This window comes from Streptomyces sp. NPDC005761, assembly GCF_040630635.1.
Taxonomy (GTDB): domain Bacteria; phylum Actinomycetota; class Actinomycetes; order Streptomycetales; family Streptomycetaceae; genus Streptomyces.
This window is the reverse complement of the sequence record NZ_JBEXXX010000001.1, coordinates 269,196-288,375: the sequence shown is the minus strand read 5'-3', so window position 1 is coordinate 288,375 and position 19,180 is coordinate 269,196. Positions and strand designations below refer to the sequence as shown.

The window sequence follows — 19,180 nt, the reverse complement described above, 5'->3', positions numbered from 1 at the left end:
CGCTCAACTCCTGTCGCCCCTCGATCGGGTGGGGGAGTTCTCCACATCGCGTGGGCCGTCCACAGGGCTCAGCGGGAATCTCGCGGGTGGTGAATCGTGGGTGCTGTCCGGCCGGTCGGGTCCGGCCGGACCTCCGGATCCGGTTCCTCTGCCCCCTTCCCTCTGAACTCCCGTAGCGCAGGCGGTGTTTGGCATGCTCCCGTACGGTCACTCCTCCGGGCCCCCGCAGCCCTCGACCCTCTCCCGGCCCTCTCCCCTTCCTCTCTCCGGCTCCCCGCAGCCCTCCCTCTCCCCCTCCGCTCCCCCGCCCCTGCCCACCCCCGTGCCGCCGCCCGGCGGGGTGCCGTCGTTTCCTCCGCTGCGGGTGCGCGGGGGCAGCGGGCACCGGCTGCGGCGGGCGGTGTGGCGGCAGCGGCGGGCGATGGCCGCGGGGCTGGCGCTGACGGCTGCCGCGCTGGCCGCTTCGGGGCTCGGGGGCGGTGGGGCCGGGGGCGAGGGTGGGCACGGCGGGCACGCGGCCGCCGCGGCCGGAACCGCTTCGCGCCGGGTGGCGTCGCCGGCCCGTCTGGTGTCCGCGCCCGTCCGGATCACCGATGCGGCGACCGTCCGGCTGCTGCGGCCGGGGGACCGGGTCGACGTGATCGCGTCCGAGGGTTCCGCAACCGGCTCCCGAGTGGTGGCGAAGGGTGCGCGCGTTGCCCAGGTGCCCGCGGCATCCGCCGAGGCCACCACGGAGAACGGGGCACTGATCGTGCTCTCCGTGCCGCGGGCGACGGCCGCGACGCTGGCCGGTGCGGGGATCTCGTCGGGTTTCGCGGTGATCCTGTGCTGATTCGCACTGACGAACCATCACGTCACCTGCCATCAGCCGCAGATGGGGTCGATACCCCTTGTACTGCCGTAGGTTGCGGAACGGTTTGCTCCTCTTACGGCACATACGAAGGACGGCTCAGGCGTGAGCGAGAAGAAGAAGGTCAGTCTGCTGGAGGGCTTCAAGGCCTTCCTGATGCGTGGCAACGTGATCGACCTGGCGGTGGCCGTCGTCATCGGCGCGGCGTTCACGAACATCGTGAACGCCATCGTCAAGGGCGTCATCAATCCGCTCGTCGGTGCGTTCGGCACCAAGGATCTGGAGAGCTACAGCTCCTGCCTCAAGGGCCCCTGCGTGACGGACCCGAAGTCGGGCGAGGCGACCGAGGGCATCCGGATCCTGTGGGGTTCGGTGCTCAGCGCCACGCTCGGCTTCCTGATCACCGCTGCCGTCGTCTACTTCCTGATGGTGCTCCCGATGGCGAAGTACCTCGCCAGGCGGGCCGCGATGCAGGCGGCGAAGGAGGGCGTCCAGGAGACGATGGAGGTGAGCGAGCTGGAGGTCCTGAAGGAGATCCGCGACGCGCTCGTCGCTCAGCGCAGCGGCCCGGTGGAGCGGAACCACGGCGAGGGCCCGGGGCGTGGCGCCCCGGAGTAGGGCCGGGGGCCGGAAGAGCGCCGGCTCAGATCTGGCGGGGCGGGGCTTCTCGTCGCGGCTCAGATGTGGTGGGGCGGCTTCTCGTCGCGGCTCAGATGTGGTGGGGCGGCTTCTCGTCGAGGAAGCGGGCCAGGTCGGCGGCGCCACCACCGGAGGGGGCCCGCTCACCCCACCCCCGGTCCGTATCATCCGCGGACTGCTGGTCCAGCGGATCGTCGAAGATCAGTGCCGGCTTGGGCTTCGGCAGGTCCGGCACGCTCGGATTCGAATCGCGCGGTCCGGGGGCGGGGGCGGTACTCATACCTCCCAGGGTACGGCCGTCGTGCCGCGCGGAGGGGCTGTGCCGTCCGCCCCCGGGGCCGGAGCGCCCGGGGCCGGTCAGCGGTCCTTGGGGTCGAGCCACCAGAGGCCGAGGACGACGAGGAACGACAGGCAGAGGAATCCGGCCCCCCACCAGGCGGTACCGGTGTTGCCCTCCATGTATTCGTCGATGATGACCGTGAGCCCCCAGAGCTGCCCGATGACGACGGTCATGGCCAGGGTCAGCCGTGCCGTCAGCTTCGAGGACCGCTCCGGCTCCTGGTCGGTGCCCGCTCCCGGCCCCGGACCGGTGTGGCGGACCCGGGGGTCGCCGTAGCCGCTGGTGGAGCGGATCTGCGGGTACCGCTCGTGGACGGGCCGGTTGAGTTCCGGCCGCGCGCTGCCCGGGTGGTACTCCGGGTAGTGCGGGCCGGCGGGCTGCTGGGCGTCGCTCATGTCCGCCTGCCGGAGGTCTCGGGCTCGGTGGCCCTGGTACGGGAGCCACCGGCGGCCTGGGGGGCTTCGGCGCCACTGCGGACTCCGGGACAGCCGATCCGGGAGGCGAGGTCCGGGCGGTCGTCGCCGAGCTGGCGGCACAGCCCCTTCTCGATGCTCTCGCCGGAGCGGGTGGTGCCGACGGCCCAGATGCTGCCGTCCGTCTGCTCGGTGAGCACCACCTTGGGCAGGCCCCGCGGCGGCGGGCCGGCGGTGACCTCGCCGGTGCGTGCGTCGAAGACGCCCTCGTGGCAGGGGCAGTACAGCTCGCCCTCGGAGCCCCGGTCCTTCCGCCAGAGCACGGCACAGGCCAGATGGGTGCAGATCGCCGAGTAGCCGACGAGGGTGCCGTCGTCGAGACGGACGGCGACCGCCTTGTCCTCCTCCTCCGGGTAGCTGAAGGCGAGCGACTCCCCGGGCAGCAGCTGGGAGCTGATCCTCTTCGGTGCGGGCGCCTTGTCGTCCTCGGGGTCGCCGTGGCGCGGAAGCATGCCGCCCGCGACGCCGAGTCCGCCGACGGCAAGTCCGCCGGAGACCGTGGCGACGATGCGGAGGTAGTCACGGCGGGTGGTGAGGGAGTCGGCGGCGATCCGGTCGTGCAGGGCCTCACGCGGGTCCCCGGAGGACGGCTGTCGCGGGTCTCCGGGGGGCGGCTGTTCGGTGACGGTCATCGGCGGACGTCCTTCCCGTTGATCTCCACGACGGGCAGACCGCCCGGCACCGGCCACTGGACGCGGTCGGCGGGGACGACCATGGCGACGCCCGTGCGCACCTCGGACTCGCCGAAGACGAAGGTGTCGGCCACCTGGACGCCGGGGCGTTCGGCCTGGAGCTCTTCGACGGTGCCGTAGAAGAGCGCCCCGGTCGGGCAGACGGTGGCGCACATGGGGGCGAGGCCGTAGGCGGTGCGGTCGTAGCAGAGGTTGCACTTCATCTGCAGCTTCGCCTGGAGGTCGATCTTCGGCACCCCGAAGGGACAGGCGTTGACGCAGTTGGCGCAGCCGATGCAGCGGGTGGTGTCCGCCTGCTGCACCACCCCGTCCGCGGTCACCAGGATCGCGTCGGCGGGACACACCTCGGCGCAGGGGGCGACGGGGTCCTCGCAGTGCATGCAGACGGTGGGGAGGGAGGCGACGGACTGGCCCTCGTCGGTGTAGTCGAGGTGGATCATCGACTTGCCGCGGTGCGAATCGCATTCCCGGCAGGCGGAGACACAGGCCTGGCAGCCGATGCAGCGCCCCGGGTCGATGAAGATCGTTCTGCCCATCATGCGGGCATCAGCTCCTTTCCGAGGTGCCACGGCCCTGCGGGGACGTGGGCGGCAGCGGGTCGGTGCGGGAGACCTGGGTCTCCGGGTAGGCGACGTGGCCCGGGGCGACCGGGGGCGCGGGCACCTCGTCGATCTCCTCGGCGTGCTCGATCCGGCAGGCGCAGACCTTGTACTCGGGGATCTTGGAGCGGGGGTCCAGGGCGTCGATGGTCAGCGCGTTCGCGGCGGTGGGGACCGGCCAGTGGTACGGGATGAAGACGGTGTCGGGGCGGATCGCCTCGGTGACCAGGGCGGGGAAGACCTCGCTGCCGCGCCGGGTGACGACACGGACCGGTTCGCCGTTGCGGAAGCCGTGGGAGGGGTGGATCTCGGCCCAGGGGCGCGGGGTCTGTTCGACGAGGGCGCCCAGGCGGCGGGTCTGGTTGCCGGAGAGGAAGTGCGCGACGGTACGGCCGGTGGTGAGGGACATGGGGTGGTCGTCGTCGTACGGGTCCATGGGCAGGTGCCATTCGACGACCTGCATATGGATCTTGCCGTCGGGGTGGTAGGTCCTGCCGTCCTCGAAGAGCCGGGGGGTGCCGGGGTGATCGGTGGAGGGGCAGGGCCACGCGATCCCGCCGGTCTCCTCCAGCCGTTCATAGGTGATGCCGTAGTAGTCGTTGACGGTGCCGGCCGAGGCGATCCGCAGTTCGTCGAACACCTCGCGCGAGTCGGCGAAGGCGAACTTCTCGCCCGCGCCGAGCCGCCTGGCGAGTTCGCAGATCACCCAGGTGTCGGTCCGCACGCCGGGGGGCGGGTCCTGGGCCTTGTTGTGCTTGACCACCCGGGCCTCGGCGTTGGCCATCACCCCGTTGTCCTCGGCCCACGTGGTGACGGGGAAGACGACATGCGCGTTGGCCGCGGTCTCGGAGAGGAAGAAGTCGAACTGAGCGTGGAACTCGGCTGTGTCGTACCCCTCCTTGACCACCTTGTAGTTGGGCAGGGAGACGAAGGGGTTGTTGCAGATGCCGATCAGTCCGCGGATCTCGCGGCGCTGCATCTGCCAGACCATTTCCATCATGGAGGTTCCGGCGGGCGGGAGCTCGGACTCCTCGATGCCCCAGATCTCGCAGATCTGCCGGCGGTGCTCCTCGTTCATGATCGACCGGCCGCCGGGCAGGAGATCGGCCTTCTGCCCGTGCTCGCGGCCCCCCTGTCCGTTGCCCTGGCCGGTGATGGTGCCGTAGCCGGCACCGGGCTTGCCGATGTGTCCGGTGGCGGCGCAGAGGTTGATCACGGTGAGGCAGTTCTCGACGCCCTGCGAGTGGTGCTCGATGCCGCGGGCGTGCCAGGCCATGGCCTTGGGCGCGCGGGCGAAGGTCCGGGCGACCTGCACGATCTGCTCCGCGGGGATCCCGCAGATCTCGGCGGCCCGGGACGGCGGGTACTCCGCGACCTTGGCCTTCACCTCCTCCCAGCCGGTGGCATGGGCGGCGAGATAGGCCTCGTCGGTGAGGCCTTCCTCGATGACCACGTTGAGCACGGAGTTGAAGAACGCCGCGTCGGTCCCGGGCTTGAGGGCGACATGGATGTCGGCGGTCCGGGCGATGGCCGTCTCGCGCGGGTCGACGACGATCAGGCTGGCGCCGCGGTCCCGGGCCCCCCACACGTACTGGGTCATCACGGGGAAGCACTCGCCGACATTGGATCCCGCGATCAGGAGGCAGTCGGTGAGCAGGATGTCGGAGAAGGGGTTGCCGGCCCGGTCGATGCCGAAGGCGAGCTTGTTGGCGCCCGCCGCGCTGACCATGCAGAGCCGGCCGTTGTAGTCGACGTGCCGGGTCTTGAGGGCGACCCGGGCGAACTTGCCGACCAGATAGGTCTTCTCGGAGAAGAGGCTCGCCCCGCCCAGCAGCCCGAAGGCGTCGTTCCCGTAGGCCTGCTGGATGCGCTTGATCTCGGCGACGGTGAAGTCGAGCGCCTCGTCCCAGGAGACCTCCCGGAACTCCTCGTCCCGGGACCGGCGCATCAGCGGGGCGGTGAGCCGGTCGGGGTGGTTGACCTGCTGGTAGGCGTTGATGCCCTTGGGGCACAGGCGCATCCGGTTGATGTCGTGGTTGCGGGGTTCGACGCCGAAGACCTTGCCGCCGCGGTCGACGCGCAGATACATCCCGCACTGCACCCCGCAGAAGCAGCAGTGGGTGGGGACGAGCGTCTCGCCGTTCTGGTCGGCGTGCCACTTGTCGGCGGGAATGCCGCCGGCGTCGCGGAAGGCACGGGTGCCGGGCGGGGCGAGGGAGGGGTCTAGGGGGACGAGCGGCCGGGATTCGGCGGCTCGCGGGTCCGTGGTCACTTGAAGCCCTTCTTCACCTGGGAGAGATAGGCGTTGCCGCGCAGTACCCGCTTGCAACGCGGGCAGTACTCGGCCCATTCGTCGAAGTCGAGGCTGAGGTCGCGCATGGTGCCGCGGAGGTTCTCGACGTACGGGGTGGTGTCGATGGGCTCCTCGCAGCGGCGGCAGGCGAAGACCTCCTGGTCCTGCCGGCCGGTGTACTTGAAGAGCTGCATACCGACGGCCGCGGGGCGCTGCACGATGTGGAAGAACTTCCCGAACGGGATGTAGATGAGAGTGAAGACCACCGACACCATGTGCAGGATCGCCAGGAACTCGTATCCGCCGCCGTGCAGGAAGATCGACGAGAAGGTGAGGAGCAGGCCCGTCACCGAGATGACGATCAGCGCGATGAGCGGCACGAGGTCGTAGCCGAACCGCTGGCCGGTGATGGCCCCGCGGTCCTTCATCCGGCGCCACAGGAAGTAGGAGGCTCCGGGGATGACGAGGACGGCGGCGATGTCCAGGCCGTGGAACATCAGCCAGCCGAGGATGTCCAGGGAGTCGAAACCGATGATCTTGAAGCCCCAGATGCGCATCTCGTAGCCGGGCCCGGATCCGGTTCCCGAGGTGAAGGTGAACCAGCCCCAGGTGAGCGGGAAGGTGATCAGTGAGGCGAGGATGCAGCCCCAGAAGATCAGCTGGTGGGCGGCCCAGCGGGCGTGGGACCGGGCGCCGAGGAACTTCTGGAAGCCGAGGTAGGTGGCGATCATCTTCGGCAGGGCTGTGGGCGCCTGGCGGAAGTTGGCGGCCGAGAAGAGGCTGCCCCAGCCCTTCTTGAAGAGCCGTCGGGCGCCCGGTGCGGAGACCCAGACCGTGTAGCGGTAGGCGACGCCGAAGGCGAGGAAGACCGTGGCCACGGCGTACGGCAGGAGCGCGGAGTCGAAGTTCTCCAGGAGCCTGCTGCCGAGCACGATGGCCACGATCAGCAGGAGGGAGACGATCACGCCGGCCGCCGTCGCGCGGGCGGTGACGGACCGGGGGACGGCGGTGCCGGAGCGGGGGGACCCGTCGGCGGACGGCGGCGCGGCGGGCGCGCCGGTGGTACCGGCGCCTGCACCGGGGGCGGGCTGCGCTGCTGCGGCAGAGGCTTCTGGTGGCTCGGTCACCCCGTCAGCGTAGGGCTGTATGGGGATATTAGTCCTGTTTTATGGCCCTACGGGTGAGCGCGTCGCAGTCCGCCGGCTCCCGGGCGACGAGCCGGACGATCGCTCACACGTCCGGCAGCCCGTGCGAGGCGAAGATCTCGCAGGCGGCGACCGCCGGGCTGGACGACGGGGCGTCATACAGGGTGAACGGCTTCCCGGCACCCGCCGCTTCGCCCGGCGAGCTCGCCCAACGGGAGGACGCCGACGCGCGAGAGACTGCCGAGCGGGCCGCGAAGCCCGCGGCTCCGTCGTCGTCGGCGGGGTCCTCGGTCGGCCCGGGTACGTTCACCGCGAAGGGCCCCGCAGTCAGCCACCCGCACCTCGAGGAGCACCGGATGACCGGCCAGGACAGCACAGACCCCACCTCGTCGTCACCGCCGTCCCGCCGCAGGGACGCGCTGACCGATGTCGCAGGGGTGCGCGTCGGACACGCGCGGGTCCCGGGCGAAGGAGCCCTCAGCGGCACCACCGTGATCCTCGCGCCCCCAGGCGGGGCGGTCGCGGCGGTCGACGTACGGGGCGGCGGCCCGGGCACCCGCGAGACGGACGCCCTGGATCCGCGCAATCTGGTGCAGCGCATCGACGCCGTGGTCCTCACCGGCGGCAGCGCGTACGGCCTCGATGCCGCGTCCGGGGTGATGGCCTGGCTGGAGGAGCAGGGGCGCGGCGTGCGGGTCGGCGCCGATCCGGCCCAGGTGGTTCCGGTGGTCCCGGCGGCCTGCGTCTTCGACCTGGGACGGGGCGGCGACTGGCGGGCGCGGCCGGATGCCTCGACCGGCCGGGCGGCGGTGGAGGACGCGGCGCGCACGGAGCCGGGCGCCGCGGTCGCCGAGGGCTGCGTCGGCGCGGGCACGGGTGCGGTCGCCGGGCAGCTGAAGGGCGGGGTGGGCACGGCAAGCGTCCTGCTGCCCTCGGGGATCACGGTGGCCGCACTGGCCGTGGTGAACGCGGCGGGCTCCGTACTCGACCCCCGCACCGGGGTGCTGTACGGGGAGTACGGCAGCACCGAACCGGCCGTCACACCCGCCCCGGAGGTCCACCGGGCGGCGCGACAGCGCCTGGCACAGGCGCACGACGCGAACACGCGCCCCCCTCTCAACACCACGCTCGCCGTCGTCGCCACGGACGCCGAACTCGGTCGCGCACAGGCGCAGAAGCTCGCGGGGACGGCGCACGACGGGCTGGCGCGCGCCATCCGGCCCGTCCATCTGATGAGCGACGGGGACACCGTCTTCTCCCTGGCCACGGGCGGCCGGCCACTGGACCGGGCCGACCCGCTCGCGCTCGACGCCCTGCTGGCGGCGGGTGCGGAAGCCGTGACACGGGCGATCGTGAAGGCGGTGCGGGCGGCCACGGGCGTCAACGGCCGCGCGGGCGGCGGCACATACCTCGCGTACGGCGATCTCTACGGCACACCGGAGCAATCGGCACAGTCGCGGGACAATACGGAACGCCGAGCCGACTCGCCCCAGGAGTAGGCAAGTTGGAGCGAGCCGAGGGAACGTTCTGCGTGCGTCGTACGTTTTTCTCAACCCCGGTCACGATGTCAGACCCAGGGACTACGTTGAGCACGCATCAAGTCACACGCGGCGACGGCCTGGAGACAGCACCTTGAGCGATCCGTACGAGACAACCGAGCAGCACCTCGAGCGAATCCTGCGACGGGCTCTCAACTCGTTCGACCTGCCCGACAGCACGGTCGAGCGGCTTGGCACCGCGCTCGCCCACAGCAGTTCCCTGCACTCCTCGCACCACAGTTCCGCCCTGCACCGCGAGACCTACCGGCACACGTACCTGCTGGCCGACGGCACGCCGCTGACCCTGTGGGAGCTGGTGCACTGCGGCCCGCGCCACGCCACGGACCCGAGGCTCGGCGCGCAGCCCGGCCCGCGCCTGCACGAGCTGTACGACGACGAGGCCGACGCCCACCTCGCGGCGGCCCGGCTGACCGGCGGCTTCTGCGACGGCCCGGTCTTCGGCAACGACGGCACGCAGTCCGATCTGGAGATCATCGACGCCCTGATGGCGGCGCCCCCGGCCCCACTGCCCCGGATGTACGCCCCGGACAACTCCGCGGACCACGCCCGCCGGGTGCTGCGCCGGGCGGAGAACCGGAACGTGCCGGGCGAGGAGACGGCCCTCCTGCTGCGGGCAGCCTTCGCCCACCACATCACGCAGATCTTCGGCCGGCAGTGCCAGGTGGACGGACGGGACGCGGGGTTCACGCTGTACGAGCACGCCTTCCTGCTTCTCGACGGCAGCGAGACGAGCCTGTGGGAGGTCGAGCACACCGCGACGCCGGACGGCCGCCACATGTGCGAGGTGTACGGCGACGAGGAAGCCGCCCGCGGAGCGATGGAGAGCCGCACCCGCATCTGCTGACATGCGGTCCGGCCCGTACGAGCACGACCGTGCCCGCACCCCGGCGGGGGTGCGAGCACGGTCGGTTCTTCCGCTCCGCGTGCTGCCTGATCAGTGCGACAGCAGGGGCTCCTTGACGGGCTCCTCGAACGGCTCGGCGCTCTCGTCGCCGGCCTCCACATGCTGCTTCGGGCGGGCCGGCAGCGCGAACATCACCAGGAAGATCGCCGCGAGCACGCCGGCCACCCACCACAGCGAGTGCTCGAACGCGTCGGCGAACGCCGGGCCGACCTGCGGCGGGGTCAGCTTGTCGCCCATCGTCCCGAAGAAGACGACCGAGACGAGCGCGAGCCCCAGCGCGTTGCCCATCTGCTGCACGGTGTTGAACAGCCCGGAGGCCGATCCCGCGTGTTCCCTGGGCACCTCGGACAGCACCGCGTCGGCCAGCGGCGCCACGATCAGGCCCATGCCGACGCCCATGACCACCAGCGGCAGCGCCATCTGCCAGGACGTGATCGCCATGCCGTAGCGGCCGGACTCCCAGATGTAGAGCAGCAGACCGGCGATCATGAGCAGAGCCCCTGCCTGGAGCACCTTGCGCCCGAAGCGCGGCACCAGCTTCTGTACCGAGATGCCGGCGGCGAAGGAGACGGCGACCGAGAACGGGATGCCGGTGGTACCGGCCCGCAGCGCGCTCCAGCCGAGCCCCTCCTGCATGTACAGCGTCCAGACCAGGAAGAAGATGCCGAGGCCGATTCCGAAGGTCAGCTGCACGGCGATGCCCGCGGCGAAGCTCTTGACCCGGAAGAGGGACAGCTCGACCAGCGGCGAACCGTCCCGGCGCGCCTTCTTCCGCTCGAACAGCACGAGGGCGGCGAAGACGACGATGCTGCCGGCCATGGACAGGTAACCCCAGAGCGGCCAGCCCAGCTCCTCACCGCGGGTCAGCGGGTAGATGAGCATGAGCATCCCCAGCGTCACCAGCACCACACCGACCAGGTCCAGGCGCAGCGCCTTGGGCGCCTTGGACTCGGTGATGAACTTCCGTCCGAGGATCAGACCCGCGATGCCGACCGGCAGGTTGATCAGGAAGATCGGGCGCCATTCGAGACCGGCGATGTTCCACTCGGTGAGCAAGGCGCCCAGCAGCGGGCCGGACACGGCGCCGAGGCCGACGATCGCGCCGAAGAGCCCGAAGACCTTGCCGCGCTCGTGTGCGGGGAACGTGGCGTGCACGATGGACAGCACCTGCGGCACCATCAGCGCGGCCGTGCCGCCCTGGAGGATGCGCGAGGCGACGAGCATCTCCGGGTTGGCGGCGAATCCACAGAGCGCGGAGGCCACGGTGAAGCCGCCGATCCCGACGAGGAAGAGCCGCTTGCGTCCGTAGATGTCACCGAGGCGGCCACCGGTGATGAGACCGGCGGCGAAGGCCAGCGCGTACCCGGCGGTGATCCACTGGATCGAGCTGAAGGAGGCGCCGGTGTCCTCCTTGATGCTCGGGATGGCGATGTTGACGATCGTGACGTCGACCAGGTCCATGAAGGCCGCGGTCATCACGATGGCCAGCGCGAACCACCGTCGGCGGTCCGACGGATCCGGGGACACCGGAGGGGCGTCCGCCGGCGACGGCAGGGATGCGGAAGAAGTCATATGAGGAAGTTAAACGTCGATTAGGTCAGGTCATGACCCAATGGGCGGGCATCCTGAGTGACATGACCGACACCCCGGCACGACTGCTGAATCTGCTGTCACTGCTCCAGACGCCGCGTGAGTGGCCGGGCAGTGAACTCGCCGACCGCCTCGACGTCAGTCCCCGCACCATCCGCCGCGACATCGACCGCCTTCGTGACCTGGGATATCCCGTCGAGGCGTCGCGCGGCTCGGTCGGCGGTTACCGCCTCGTGGCCGGGACGGCGATGCCGCCTCTGCTGCTGGACGACGAGGAGGCGGTGGCCATCGCGGTGGGCCTGCGGGCCGGGGCCGGCCATGCCATCGAGGGCGTCGACGAGGCCTCCGTACGGGCGCTGGCCAAGCTGGAACAGGTACTGCCCTCACGACTGCGCCACCGGGTCTCCACCCTGCAGAACGCCACGATGCCACTGGCCCGGGGTGACGGCTCGACGATCGACCCGCAGACCCTGACCGTGATGGCCTCGGCGGTCACCGGGCGGGAGCGGCTGCGGTTCGCGTACCGGGCGGGGGACGGTGCCGAGACGCGGCGACAGGCGGAGCCGTACCGGCTGGTGAGTACCGGATGGCGCTGGTATCTCGTCGCGTACGACCTGGAGCGGGAGGACTGGCGCACGTTCCGGGTCGACCGGGTGAGCGAGCCGTATGCGACGGGCGCCCGGTTCACGCCGCGCGAGCTGCCGACGGGCGATGCGGCCGAGTTCCTCAGCAGTTCCATGGCGCGCAGGCAGCCGGAGCTGGAGGTCGACGTGAGCTTCGCGGCCCCCGCCGAATTCGTGGCCTCGCGGCTGCCCGCCTCGATCGGTCCGCTGGAACGGACCGGCGAGCACGGCTGCCGCCTGCGCACGGTACTGAGGGACTCGCTGGAGTGGGTGGCGCTGCGCCTGGCGCTGGTCGACTGCGAGTTCACCGCGCACCAGCCGCCGCAGCTGGTGACGTATCTGAACGACCTGGGCGGCCGGCTCACCCGCGCGGCGGCGTCCTCGACGACATCGGCCCCGTAGACGCGAAGGACCTGTCGGAAAAAAGGATGAGCCCCGGCGCCAGGGGGGGGTGGGCGCCGGGACTCAGCTTCAGGGGGCCGCCCATGTGAAGCGGCCCAATTCGGAGGTTACTGGACGCGGGCTCATGCCGCAGCGTCAAAGCCCGTGTCGTGAGCCATTCGCTTCAGTTCGAGCAGCGCGTGCTTCTCGATCTGGCGGATTCGCTCACGAGTGAGCCCGTGCTGCTTGCCCACCTCGGTCAGGGTCCGCTCACGGCCGTCCTCGATGCCGTACCGCATACGGATGATCGATGCGGTGCGGTTGTCGAGCTTGCCGATCAGCTCCTCCAGCTCCTCGCTGCGCAGCAACGTCATCACGGACTGCTCGGGCGACACCGCGGAGGTGTCCTCCAGCAGGTCGCCGAACTGCGTGTCGCCGTCGTCGTCCACCGACATGTTCAGACTCACCGGGTCGCGGGCCCAGTCCAGGACGTCGCTCACCCGCGACGTGGTCGAGTCCAGCTCGGCGGCGATCTCCGAGTGCTCCGGGTCCCGCCCGTTCTCCCGGTTGAATTCGCGCTGGACACGGCGGATCCGGCCGAGCTCCTCCACCAGGTGGACGGGGAGCCGGATCGTGCGCGACTGGTCGGCTATGGAACGGGTGATGGCCTGCCGGATCCACCACGTCGCATACGTGGAGAACTTGAAGCCCTTGGCGTAGTCGAACTTCTCGACCGCGCGCACCAGACCGGCGTTGCCCTCCTGGATCAGGTCGAGCAGGGGCAGCCCCGCCCGCGGATAGCGGCGGGCGACGGCAACGACGAGTCGGAGGTTGGAACGGATGAATATGTCCTTGGCGCGCTCGCCCTCGGCGACCAGCGCCTCCAGCTCCTCGCGCGAGGCCCCGCCGACTTCGCTCTCCACCGCGCCGTCGAGAACCTGCCGCGCGAAAACGCCCGCTTCCAGGGTCTGCGACAGCTCGACCTCCTTGGCGGCATCGAGCAGCGGCGTGCGCGCGATCTCGTCCAGGTACATGCCGACCAGGTCGCGATCGGCGATCTCCCCGCCCACGGCGCGAACACTGCTTGCCCGGTTGGTCCCGCCGGTGGCGGACGAACGACGGGCGACGGCACGGGTTGCCATGCGAGCTCCCTTGCTGAGTAGGTTGCGACACCCTTTCGGGTGCCCTGCATCCGATGGAAACAACGACTGGAATCCGGACAGAATTCCCATGACCGGCATTCACTTTCGCGATCATGCAGTACCCTGTCGCGCCAACAGGGAGGGCACATGACACAGCTGGACACGGAAGTGCAGGTCAGGCCGGGCGTCGAGAACGATCTGAAGGCCCTCACGGACATCTACAACCATTACGTGCGTGAGACCGCCCTCACATTCGACATAGCCCCCTTCGCCCCCGAGCAGCGCCTTCCGTGGCTGCTCTCCCATCCCGAAGACGGCCCGCACCGGCTTCTGGTTGCTCAGGACGTCCGCGATGCGGACGAACCGGGCGGGGGGCGCCCCCGGATCCTGGGCTACGCCACCAGCAGCGCGTTCCGCCCCAAGGCGGCGTACTCCACCTCCGTCGAGGTGAGCGTCTACTGCTCCCCCGACGCCACGGGGCGGGGCGTCGGCACCCTCCTGTACGCGGCACTCTTCGAGGCCCTCGCCGGTGAGGACCTGCGTCGCGCGTACGCGGGCATCACCCAGCCGAACGACTCCTCCGTCCGACTGCACGAACGCTTCGGGTTCCGCCACATCGGTACGTACACGGAGGTCGGCCGGAAGTTCGACCGGTACTGGGACGTGTCCTGGTACGAGAAGCGACTGGGACCGCAGACCTAGTCCCGGCGCCCGGCCCACCCCGGACCACAGCCCGTTACCGGGCGGCGGTGCCGCGCCTAACGTGATCCGGCATGGACCTCACGACGCACTTACCACCCGACACGTCCGGCACGCTGGACGAAGCACTGGAGCGGCTCCACTCCTTCGGCCCCGAGCGCGGCGGCTGGCTGAGCAATCACGCCCCGATGGCCGTCGAGGCCCTGGTGCGGCACGGCGGGGGACCGGGGGTGCACCGGTGGCTGGACCGCTACCGGGAGAAGCTGGAGGACATGCCGGCCCCGGCCGCCGAGGTGACCCCCGAGAACTGGCAGGGGGCGCTGGGCGACCCGCGTCGCATCGCCGACTGGGCGGTGTACTTCGAGCGCGAGACGGCCGGCCGGGCGTGGCGCGAGGTCCTCGCCGAGTGGTGGCCGCGGCTGCTGCCCGGCATCGCGGCCGGGGCCACGCACCCGGTCATCCGCGTCGGCCACAGCGTGCGCACGCTGCTCGGAGCGCCGGAGACCGCGCCCCGCGTGACCGAGCTGGCCCACGCCCTCGGCTACTGGGCTGCCCGCCATCAGCCGCTGCCCCCGCTGTCCTCGCTCGCCCCGGCAGCCGACGCCGCCGCCGCGCTGGACGCGGTGGCGCCGGTGCCCGACCAGCGCGGCGGCATCCGGGGCCGGCTGGATCAGCTGACCGCGTTCCCCCGGTGGCCGGGCCGGGCCTTCACCGACCCGGACGGCGCCCGCGACCGGCTGGAGGAACTGGTACGGGCCGCCACCCATCGCTATGCGGCGTACGGATACGGCGAGCCGATCATGCTGGTGCACGCCGCCACCGCCCCCAATGCCGTACTGCGCGCCCTGCCCGCGCTCCCCCGCGAGCTGTGGGCACCGAGCCTTGGGGCCGCCTGGGCCGCGAGCGCGGCGGTCACGGCCGCGTACTCCCCGCCGCGGCCCTCCGAGCACAGGGCCGCGACCGGCGGCCTGTCCCCCGAGGACGTCTTCGCCCGGGCCGCCGCACACGGCGACGACCACACCATCAAGTTCACCGACACCGCTCTGGACGTCGGCGACCCGGCCGCGCTGGCTGCCGCGGTCCACTCCGTCGAGCTGAACCCTCCGGCGTTCTGACCTGCGCCCCGCGCCCCGCCGAGGCGCGGGGCCGGGGCCGCGTCGGCCTCAGCCGAACTGCACCGAGCGCTTGGCCAGGCCCATCCAGAAGCCGTCGATCACGCTGCGCCCCCGGTCCAGCTCCTGCTCCGCGGCCCCGAGTGTGACGAAGAGCGGAGCGAAGTGCTCGGTGCGCGGGTGGGCCAGCCGGCCGGCCGGCGACTTGTGCTCGAAGTCCAGCAGCGCGTCGATGTCCTGCGCCTGGAGCGCGCGGCGTCCCCAGTCGTCGAACTCGGCGGACCAGCCAGGAGTGCCACCACCCTGGTGCCGCAGCGCGGCCAGATTGTGGGTGAAGAAGCCACTGCCGACGATCAGGACGCCCTCGTCGCGCAGCGGCGCGAGCTTGCGCCCGATGTCCATCAGCTTCTGCGGGTCCAGCGTCGGCATGGAGATCTGCAGCACCGGGATGTCGGCCGCCGGGAACATCTCCACCAGCGGGACGTACGCCCCGTGGTCGAGGCCCCGGTCCGGGATGTCCTGGACCGGCGTACCGGCGCCGCGCAGCAGCTTGCGGACGCTCTCGGCCAGCGCGGGGGCGCCCGGCGCGGCGTACCGGACCGCGTAGTAGTGGGCGGGAAAACCCCAGAAGTCGTAGACGAGCGGGATCGTCTCGGTGGCGCCGAGCGCGAGCGGTGCCTCCTCCCAGTGGGCGGAGACCATGAGAACCGCGGAGGGGCGCGGCAGCCCGGCGGACCAGGCCGCCAGTTCGCCGGGCCAGACCGGGTCGTCGGCCAGCGGCGGTGCGCCGTGGGAGAGATAGAGGGCGGGCATGCGCTCCGCGGTGACTGTCATGACACTCCCCATCCACTGCTACTCAAGGTAAGTCTTCTACCGGGCCTTCGACAGGAACAGTTCTTTAATCTTCAAGTTCCCACCTTCGGAGACCTTAGCTCTATCTAGTTCAACTTTCAAGAAAAGGTCGTACAGTGGAGTACATGACCACGGCATCCACCGGTGGGCCGCGCTGGCTCACCGACGAAGAACAGAGCGTCTGGCGTGCGTATCTGCACGCCACCACGCTCCTGGAGGACCACCTCGACCGCCAGTTGCAGCGCGATGCCGGCATGCCGCACATCTACTACGGGCTGCTGGTCCAGCTCTCCCAGGCGCCCCGCCGCCAGATGCGGATGACCGAGCTGGCCAAGGACGCCAAGATCACCCGGTCCCGGCTCTCGCACGCCGTCGCCCGGCTGGAGAAGAGCGGCTGGGTGCGCCGCGAGGACTGCCCGTCCGACAAGCGCGGCCAGAACGCGGTCCTCACCGAAGAGGGCCACGAGATGCTCCGCCGCTCGGCCCCCGGGCATGTCCGCGCCGTACGCCAGGCCATGTTCGACCGGCTCACCCCCGAGCAGGTGCGCACACTGGGCGAGATCATGCAGGTCATGGCGGCCGGACTCCAGCCGGAGGGCGCCGATGCGGACCTCCCCTGGCTCCGCTGACTCCACACGCGCACACGCCTCTGCCCCGGCTCCGTACGAACGGAACCGGGGCAGAACTCGCTTCACACCCCGTCACAAGCGGTCACGGGACTTCATGCACGGGCGCTCAGTGCGCGACGACCGGGACCCTGAACTCGTCCTCGACGCCCTCGGCGTCCCCGGCGCCGGTGCCCCCGGACGTCGTGGTGGCCGACGGACGGCCGGCGTTGATGAAGGTCCCCGCGATCGCGGCGGCCACCACCAGGATGCCGACGGCCCACCAGATGGCGCCGGTGAAGCCGTGCACCATCGACTGGAGCTTCAGCAGCTCCGGGTCGGTGGCACCGAGCGCGGCGTGCGAGGTGGCGTACGCCGTGGCGGCCGAGGCGGCGATGGTGTTCAGCAGCGCCGTGCCGATCGCACCACCGACCTGCTGCGAGGTGTTCACCATCGCGGAGGCGACACCCGCGTCACGCGGCTCGATACCGTGCGTGGCCAGCGACATGGCGGGCATGAACGCCGTACCCATACCCAGGCCCAGCAGGAGCTGGCCCGGCAGGATGACGGCCGCGTAGGACGAGTCGATCTCCAGCTGCGTGAGCAGCAGCATGCCGACGGCGGCGGTCAGGAAGCCGGGGGCCATCAGCATGCGGGCCGGGACTCGCGTCATCAGCCGGGCGCCGATCTGCGTCGAGCCGGTGATCATGCCGACGATCATCGGCATGAAGGCGAAGCCCGTCTTGATCGGCGAGTAGCCCTTGACGACCTGCAGGTAGTACGTGAGGAACAGGAACAGGCCGAACATCGCGATGATGGCCAGACCCAGCGAGAGGTAGACGCCACCGCGGTTGCGGTCCATGACGACGCGCAGCGGAAGCAGCGGCGACCTGACCTTGGACTCGGTCAGGACGAACGCCAGCAGCAGCACGGCGGAGGCGACGAACGTACCGATGGTCAGCGTGTCCGACCAGCCGCTGGACTCGGCGCGGGTGAATCCGTACACCAGGGAGACCAGCCCCAGGGCGGACAGGACGACGCCGGGGATGTCGAGCGACGAACGGTTGCGGCTGCCGGCCGGCTCGCGGATCACGAAGTACGCGCCCAGGGCGGCGACGATCGCGAACGGGATGTTGACGAAGAACGTCCAGCGCCAGTTCAGCGTCTGGGTGAGGAGGCCGCCGAGGATCAGGCCGACGGCGCCACCGCCACCGGCGATCGCCCCGTAGATGCCGAACGCCTTGGCACGTTCCTTGGCGTCGGTGAACATCACCGCGAGCAGCGAGAGGGCCGCGGGGGCGAGCAGCGCGCCGAACACGCCCTGAAGGGCGCGGGAGCCGAACAGCATGCCCTGGTTCTGTGCCGCACCGCCGAGCGCCGAGGCCAGCGCGAAGCCGATCAGACCGACGACGAAGGTGCGCTTACGGCCCCAGAGGTCGGCGATCCGGCCTCCGAAGAGCAGCAGCCCGCCGAAGGCGAGGGCGTAGGCCGTGATGACCCACTGCTTGTTGGCATCCGTGATGCCGAGGTCGGTCTGGGCGTGCGGAAGCGCGATGTTCACGATGGTGGCGTCGAGCACGACCATCAACTGCGCGAGAGCGATGAACGCCAGCGCCTTCCAGCGACTGGGGTCCGGGAGTCGGATATCAGCTGTTTTTGACATGGGAGTAGCCACCTAAGGACGCGCGAGGCCGCGCGAGGTCGTGAACCGAGCGTTCGGTGAAGGCCGGTGAACCCGGTGGAGGCCGGGCTGGAGCGGAGCGAGGGTGGGGTGGTCGTGGGTTCTGGTCAGGAAGAAGGGGAGGGCGGGGGCGTGACCGCGCGGCCCGGGCGTCCGGTTCGGGGGCCCGGTGCGGTGGTCAGGTCCGCCGCAGGTCCTCCAAGGTCGCCGCCGTTCCGGGCAGCCGGGACCGGGCCGGGGCCTCGAGTCCGTCCAGGAACAGCTGGATGTGGCGGTGGGTGAACCGGTCGATGTTCGGGCAGGCGATGCCTGGCAGCGGCCGGGTGAGCTGGGAGAGGACGACCAGCACGTCGCCGACGGCGATGTCGGTACGCAGGCGCCCCGCGGACATGGCGCGCTCGACGAGCCCTTCGACGGCCTCTTCGAGGCGCCGGCGCTCGGCGAGCAGTTCGGGATGGTCCTTGTCGAAGCCGCCGGACAGCATGGGGCACAGCGCCCCGATCCGTTCGTCGGCTGCGGCGTGCACGAAGCGGCTGAGCGCGACGAAGGGGTCCTGCTCCTCGTTCGCGGCCTCCTCGGCGCGGTCGGTGGTGCGGGAGGTGACCGCGAGGACGACCTCATGGGTCAGTGCGGCACGGTCGGGGAAGTTCCGGTAGAGGGTGGCGTTGCCGACACCTGCGCGGCGGGCGACCTCGTCGAGCGGCACATCGGGCCCGAACTCGACGAACATCTCGCGCGCGGCCGTCACGATCCGCTCCCGGTTGCGCAGCGCGTCGGCCCTCGGACGGGGCGTACGCGGCTGCGCGGTTCCGGCTGCGGGGCGGGCGACGGTGTCCACGGCGGCACTCCTTCTCTTCCTGGTCTTCCGGCTCGTGTCGTTCCTGCGTTCTTCACTCCGGCGGCCCTTGCGTGTAACCGGGGACCGCCTCCCCGTTTCGCAGGGACACCCGTGCAAACGGGGAAATGATCCCCGGTTATTTCCCGCCTCGATGTGACCTGAG

General features: G+C 70.8%; 19 protein-coding genes. 8 read left to right on the top strand and 11 right to left on the bottom strand.

The features are described 5' to 3' along the window. The first annotated feature begins 193 nt into the window (after nt 1-193). Nucleotides 194-832 carry a hypothetical protein gene (locus ABZ434_RS01310; RefSeq protein ID WP_359131187.1) on the top strand — a complete coding sequence of 213 codons (639 nt, stop codon included), beginning with the start codon at nt 194-196 and terminating at the stop codon, nt 830-832. A gap of 174 nt (nt 833-1,006) precedes the next feature. Further along, nucleotides 1,007-1,468 (top strand): MscL family protein, encoded by a 462-nt coding sequence (locus ABZ434_RS01305; protein ID WP_359131417.1) that lies wholly within the window; start codon nt 1,007-1,009, stop codon nt 1,466-1,468. Nucleotides 1,469-1,559: 91 nt separating this feature from the next. Here the strand turns inward: ABZ434_RS01305 and ABZ434_RS01300 are convergent, their stop codons facing one another. From ABZ434_RS01300 to ABZ434_RS01275, 6 genes are all read right to left on the bottom strand, one after another. Further along, entirely contained in the window at nt 1,560-1,769 is a 210-nt protein-coding gene (locus tag ABZ434_RS01300; RefSeq protein WP_359131186.1) for a hypothetical protein, read from the bottom strand. A gap of 77 nt (nt 1,770-1,846) precedes the next feature. After that, complete coding sequence (locus ABZ434_RS01295) at nt 1,847-2,224, bottom strand: hypothetical protein (protein ID WP_359131185.1); 378 nt, start codon at nt 2,222-2,224, stop codon at nt 1,847-1,849. Next, nucleotides 2,221-2,934 (bottom strand): Rieske (2Fe-2S) protein, encoded by a 714-nt coding sequence (locus ABZ434_RS01290; RefSeq protein WP_359131184.1) that lies wholly within the window; start codon nt 2,932-2,934, stop codon nt 2,221-2,223. The genes ABZ434_RS01295 and ABZ434_RS01290 overlap by 4 nt, the downstream gene beginning before the upstream one ends. Next, entirely contained in the window at nt 2,931-3,533 is a 603-nt protein-coding gene (locus tag ABZ434_RS01285) for a 4Fe-4S dicluster domain-containing protein (RefSeq protein ID WP_024489583.1), read from the bottom strand. The genes ABZ434_RS01290 and ABZ434_RS01285 overlap by 4 nt, the downstream gene beginning before the upstream one ends. Before the next feature lie 7 nt (nt 3,534-3,540). Then, the gene (locus ABZ434_RS01280) at nt 3,541-5,865 is read right to left on the bottom strand and encodes a molybdopterin oxidoreductase family protein (RefSeq protein ID WP_359131183.1); all 2,325 of its coding nucleotides are present in this window, start codon (nt 5,863-5,865) and stop codon (nt 3,541-3,543) included. Further along, nucleotides 5,862-7,013: an MFS transporter gene (locus ABZ434_RS01275; protein WP_359131182.1), complete on the bottom strand. Its 1,152-nt coding sequence runs from the start codon at nt 7,011-7,013 to the stop codon at nt 5,862-5,864. The genes ABZ434_RS01280 and ABZ434_RS01275 overlap by 4 nt, the downstream gene beginning before the upstream one ends. Before the next feature lie 374 nt (nt 7,014-7,387). Here ABZ434_RS01275 and ABZ434_RS01270 point away from each other — a divergent pair, with 374 nt between their 5' ends. Continuing rightward, nucleotides 7,388-8,530: a P1 family peptidase gene (locus ABZ434_RS01270; RefSeq protein WP_359131416.1), complete on the top strand. Its 1,143-nt coding sequence runs from the start codon at nt 7,388-7,390 to the stop codon at nt 8,528-8,530. 133 nt (nt 8,531-8,663) lie between these two features. Continuing rightward, complete coding sequence (locus ABZ434_RS01265) at nt 8,664-9,434, top strand: DUF6227 family protein (protein WP_359131181.1); 771 nt, start codon at nt 8,664-8,666, stop codon at nt 9,432-9,434. A 90-nt stretch (nt 9,435-9,524) separates the two neighbouring features. Here ABZ434_RS01265 and ABZ434_RS01260 read toward each other — a convergent pair whose 3' ends face one another. Beyond that, nucleotides 9,525-11,066: an MFS transporter gene (locus ABZ434_RS01260; RefSeq protein ID WP_359131180.1), complete on the bottom strand. Its 1,542-nt coding sequence runs from the start codon at nt 11,064-11,066 to the stop codon at nt 9,525-9,527. Between the two features lie 62 nt (nt 11,067-11,128). On the opposite strand from ABZ434_RS01260, the gene ABZ434_RS01255 reads away from it, so the two are divergent. Further along, the gene (locus ABZ434_RS01255) at nt 11,129-12,109 is read left to right on the top strand and encodes a YafY family protein (protein WP_359131179.1); all 981 of its coding nucleotides are present in this window, start codon (nt 11,129-11,131) and stop codon (nt 12,107-12,109) included. A 122-nt stretch (nt 12,110-12,231) separates the two neighbouring features. Here the strand turns inward: ABZ434_RS01255 and ABZ434_RS01250 are convergent, their stop codons facing one another. Then, nucleotides 12,232-13,230 (bottom strand): sigma-70 family RNA polymerase sigma factor, encoded by a 999-nt coding sequence (locus ABZ434_RS01250; protein ID WP_359131178.1) that lies wholly within the window; start codon nt 13,228-13,230, stop codon nt 12,232-12,234. A gap of 147 nt (nt 13,231-13,377) precedes the next feature. On the opposite strand from ABZ434_RS01250, the gene ABZ434_RS01245 reads away from it, so the two are divergent. Then, the gene (locus tag ABZ434_RS01245; protein WP_359131177.1) at nt 13,378-13,932 is read left to right on the top strand and encodes an N-acetyltransferase family protein; all 555 of its coding nucleotides are present in this window, start codon (nt 13,378-13,380) and stop codon (nt 13,930-13,932) included. Between the two features lie 71 nt (nt 13,933-14,003). Then, nucleotides 14,004-15,044: a questin oxidase family protein gene (locus ABZ434_RS01240; protein ID WP_359131176.1), complete on the top strand. Its 1,041-nt coding sequence runs from the start codon at nt 14,004-14,006 to the stop codon at nt 15,042-15,044. 48 nt (nt 15,045-15,092) lie between these two features. On the opposite strand, the gene ABZ434_RS01235 is transcribed toward ABZ434_RS01240, so the two are convergent. After that, nucleotides 15,093-15,875 carry a class III extradiol ring-cleavage dioxygenase gene (locus tag ABZ434_RS01235; RefSeq protein WP_359131174.1) on the bottom strand — a complete coding sequence of 261 codons (783 nt, stop codon included), beginning with the start codon at nt 15,873-15,875 and terminating at the stop codon, nt 15,093-15,095. Between the two features lie 134 nt (nt 15,876-16,009). On the opposite strand from ABZ434_RS01235, the gene ABZ434_RS01230 reads away from it, so the two are divergent. Continuing rightward, a complete protein-coding gene (locus ABZ434_RS01230) occupies nt 16,010-16,522 on the top strand; it encodes a MarR family transcriptional regulator (RefSeq protein ID WP_359131172.1) in 513 nt (170 codons plus the stop codon). A gap of 106 nt (nt 16,523-16,628) precedes the next feature. Here ABZ434_RS01230 and ABZ434_RS01225 read toward each other — a convergent pair whose 3' ends face one another. After that, nucleotides 16,629-18,161: an MFS transporter gene (locus tag ABZ434_RS01225; protein ID WP_359131171.1), complete on the bottom strand. Its 1,533-nt coding sequence runs from the start codon at nt 18,159-18,161 to the stop codon at nt 16,629-16,631. Between the two features lie 196 nt (nt 18,162-18,357). Next, complete coding sequence (locus tag ABZ434_RS01220) at nt 18,358-19,017, bottom strand: TetR/AcrR family transcriptional regulator (RefSeq protein WP_359131170.1); 660 nt, start codon at nt 19,015-19,017, stop codon at nt 18,358-18,360. Nucleotides 19,018-19,180 lie beyond the last annotated feature (163 nt).

Excerpts from the sequence above, each read along its gene's own strand:
- ABZ434_RS01300 (WP_359131186.1), bottom strand. The coding sequence starts at position 1,769 with ATGAGTACCGCCCCCGCCCCCGGACCGCGCGATTCGAATCCGAGCGTG.
- ABZ434_RS01305 (WP_359131417.1), top strand. The coding sequence starts at position 1,007 with ATGCGTGGCAACGTGATCGACCTGGCGGTGGCCGTCGTCATCGGCGCG.
- ABZ434_RS01240 (WP_359131176.1), top strand. The coding sequence starts at position 14,004 with ATGGACCTCACGACGCACTTACCACCCGACACGTCCGGCACGCTGGAC.
- ABZ434_RS01260 (WP_359131180.1), bottom strand. The coding sequence starts at position 11,066 with ATGACTTCTTCCGCATCCCTGCCGTCGCCGGCGGACGCCCCTCCGGTG.
- ABZ434_RS01225 (WP_359131171.1), bottom strand. The coding sequence starts at position 18,161 with ATGTCAAAAACAGCTGATATCCGACTCCCGGACCCCAGTCGCTGGAAG.
- ABZ434_RS01290 (WP_359131184.1), bottom strand. The coding sequence starts at position 2,934 with ATGACCGTCACCGAACAGCCGCCCCCCGGAGACCCGCGACAGCCGTCC.
- ABZ434_RS01270 (WP_359131416.1), top strand. The coding sequence starts at position 7,388 with ATGACCGGCCAGGACAGCACAGACCCCACCTCGTCGTCACCGCCGTCC.
- ABZ434_RS01285 (WP_024489583.1), bottom strand. The coding sequence starts at position 3,533 with ATGATGGGCAGAACGATCTTCATCGACCCGGGGCGCTGCATCGGCTGC.
- ABZ434_RS01235 (WP_359131174.1), bottom strand. The coding sequence starts at position 15,875 with ATGACAGTCACCGCGGAGCGCATGCCCGCCCTCTATCTCTCCCACGGC.
- ABZ434_RS01310 (WP_359131187.1), top strand. The coding sequence starts at position 194 with ATGCTCCCGTACGGTCACTCCTCCGGGCCCCCGCAGCCCTCGACCCTC.
- ABZ434_RS01250 (WP_359131178.1), bottom strand. The coding sequence starts at position 13,230 with ATGGCAACCCGTGCCGTCGCCCGTCGTTCGTCCGCCACCGGCGGGACC.
- ABZ434_RS01295 (WP_359131185.1), bottom strand. The coding sequence starts at position 2,224 with ATGAGCGACGCCCAGCAGCCCGCCGGCCCGCACTACCCGGAGTACCAC.
- ABZ434_RS01255 (WP_359131179.1), top strand. The coding sequence starts at position 11,129 with ATGACCGACACCCCGGCACGACTGCTGAATCTGCTGTCACTGCTCCAG.
- ABZ434_RS01245 (WP_359131177.1), top strand. The coding sequence starts at position 13,378 with ATGACACAGCTGGACACGGAAGTGCAGGTCAGGCCGGGCGTCGAGAAC.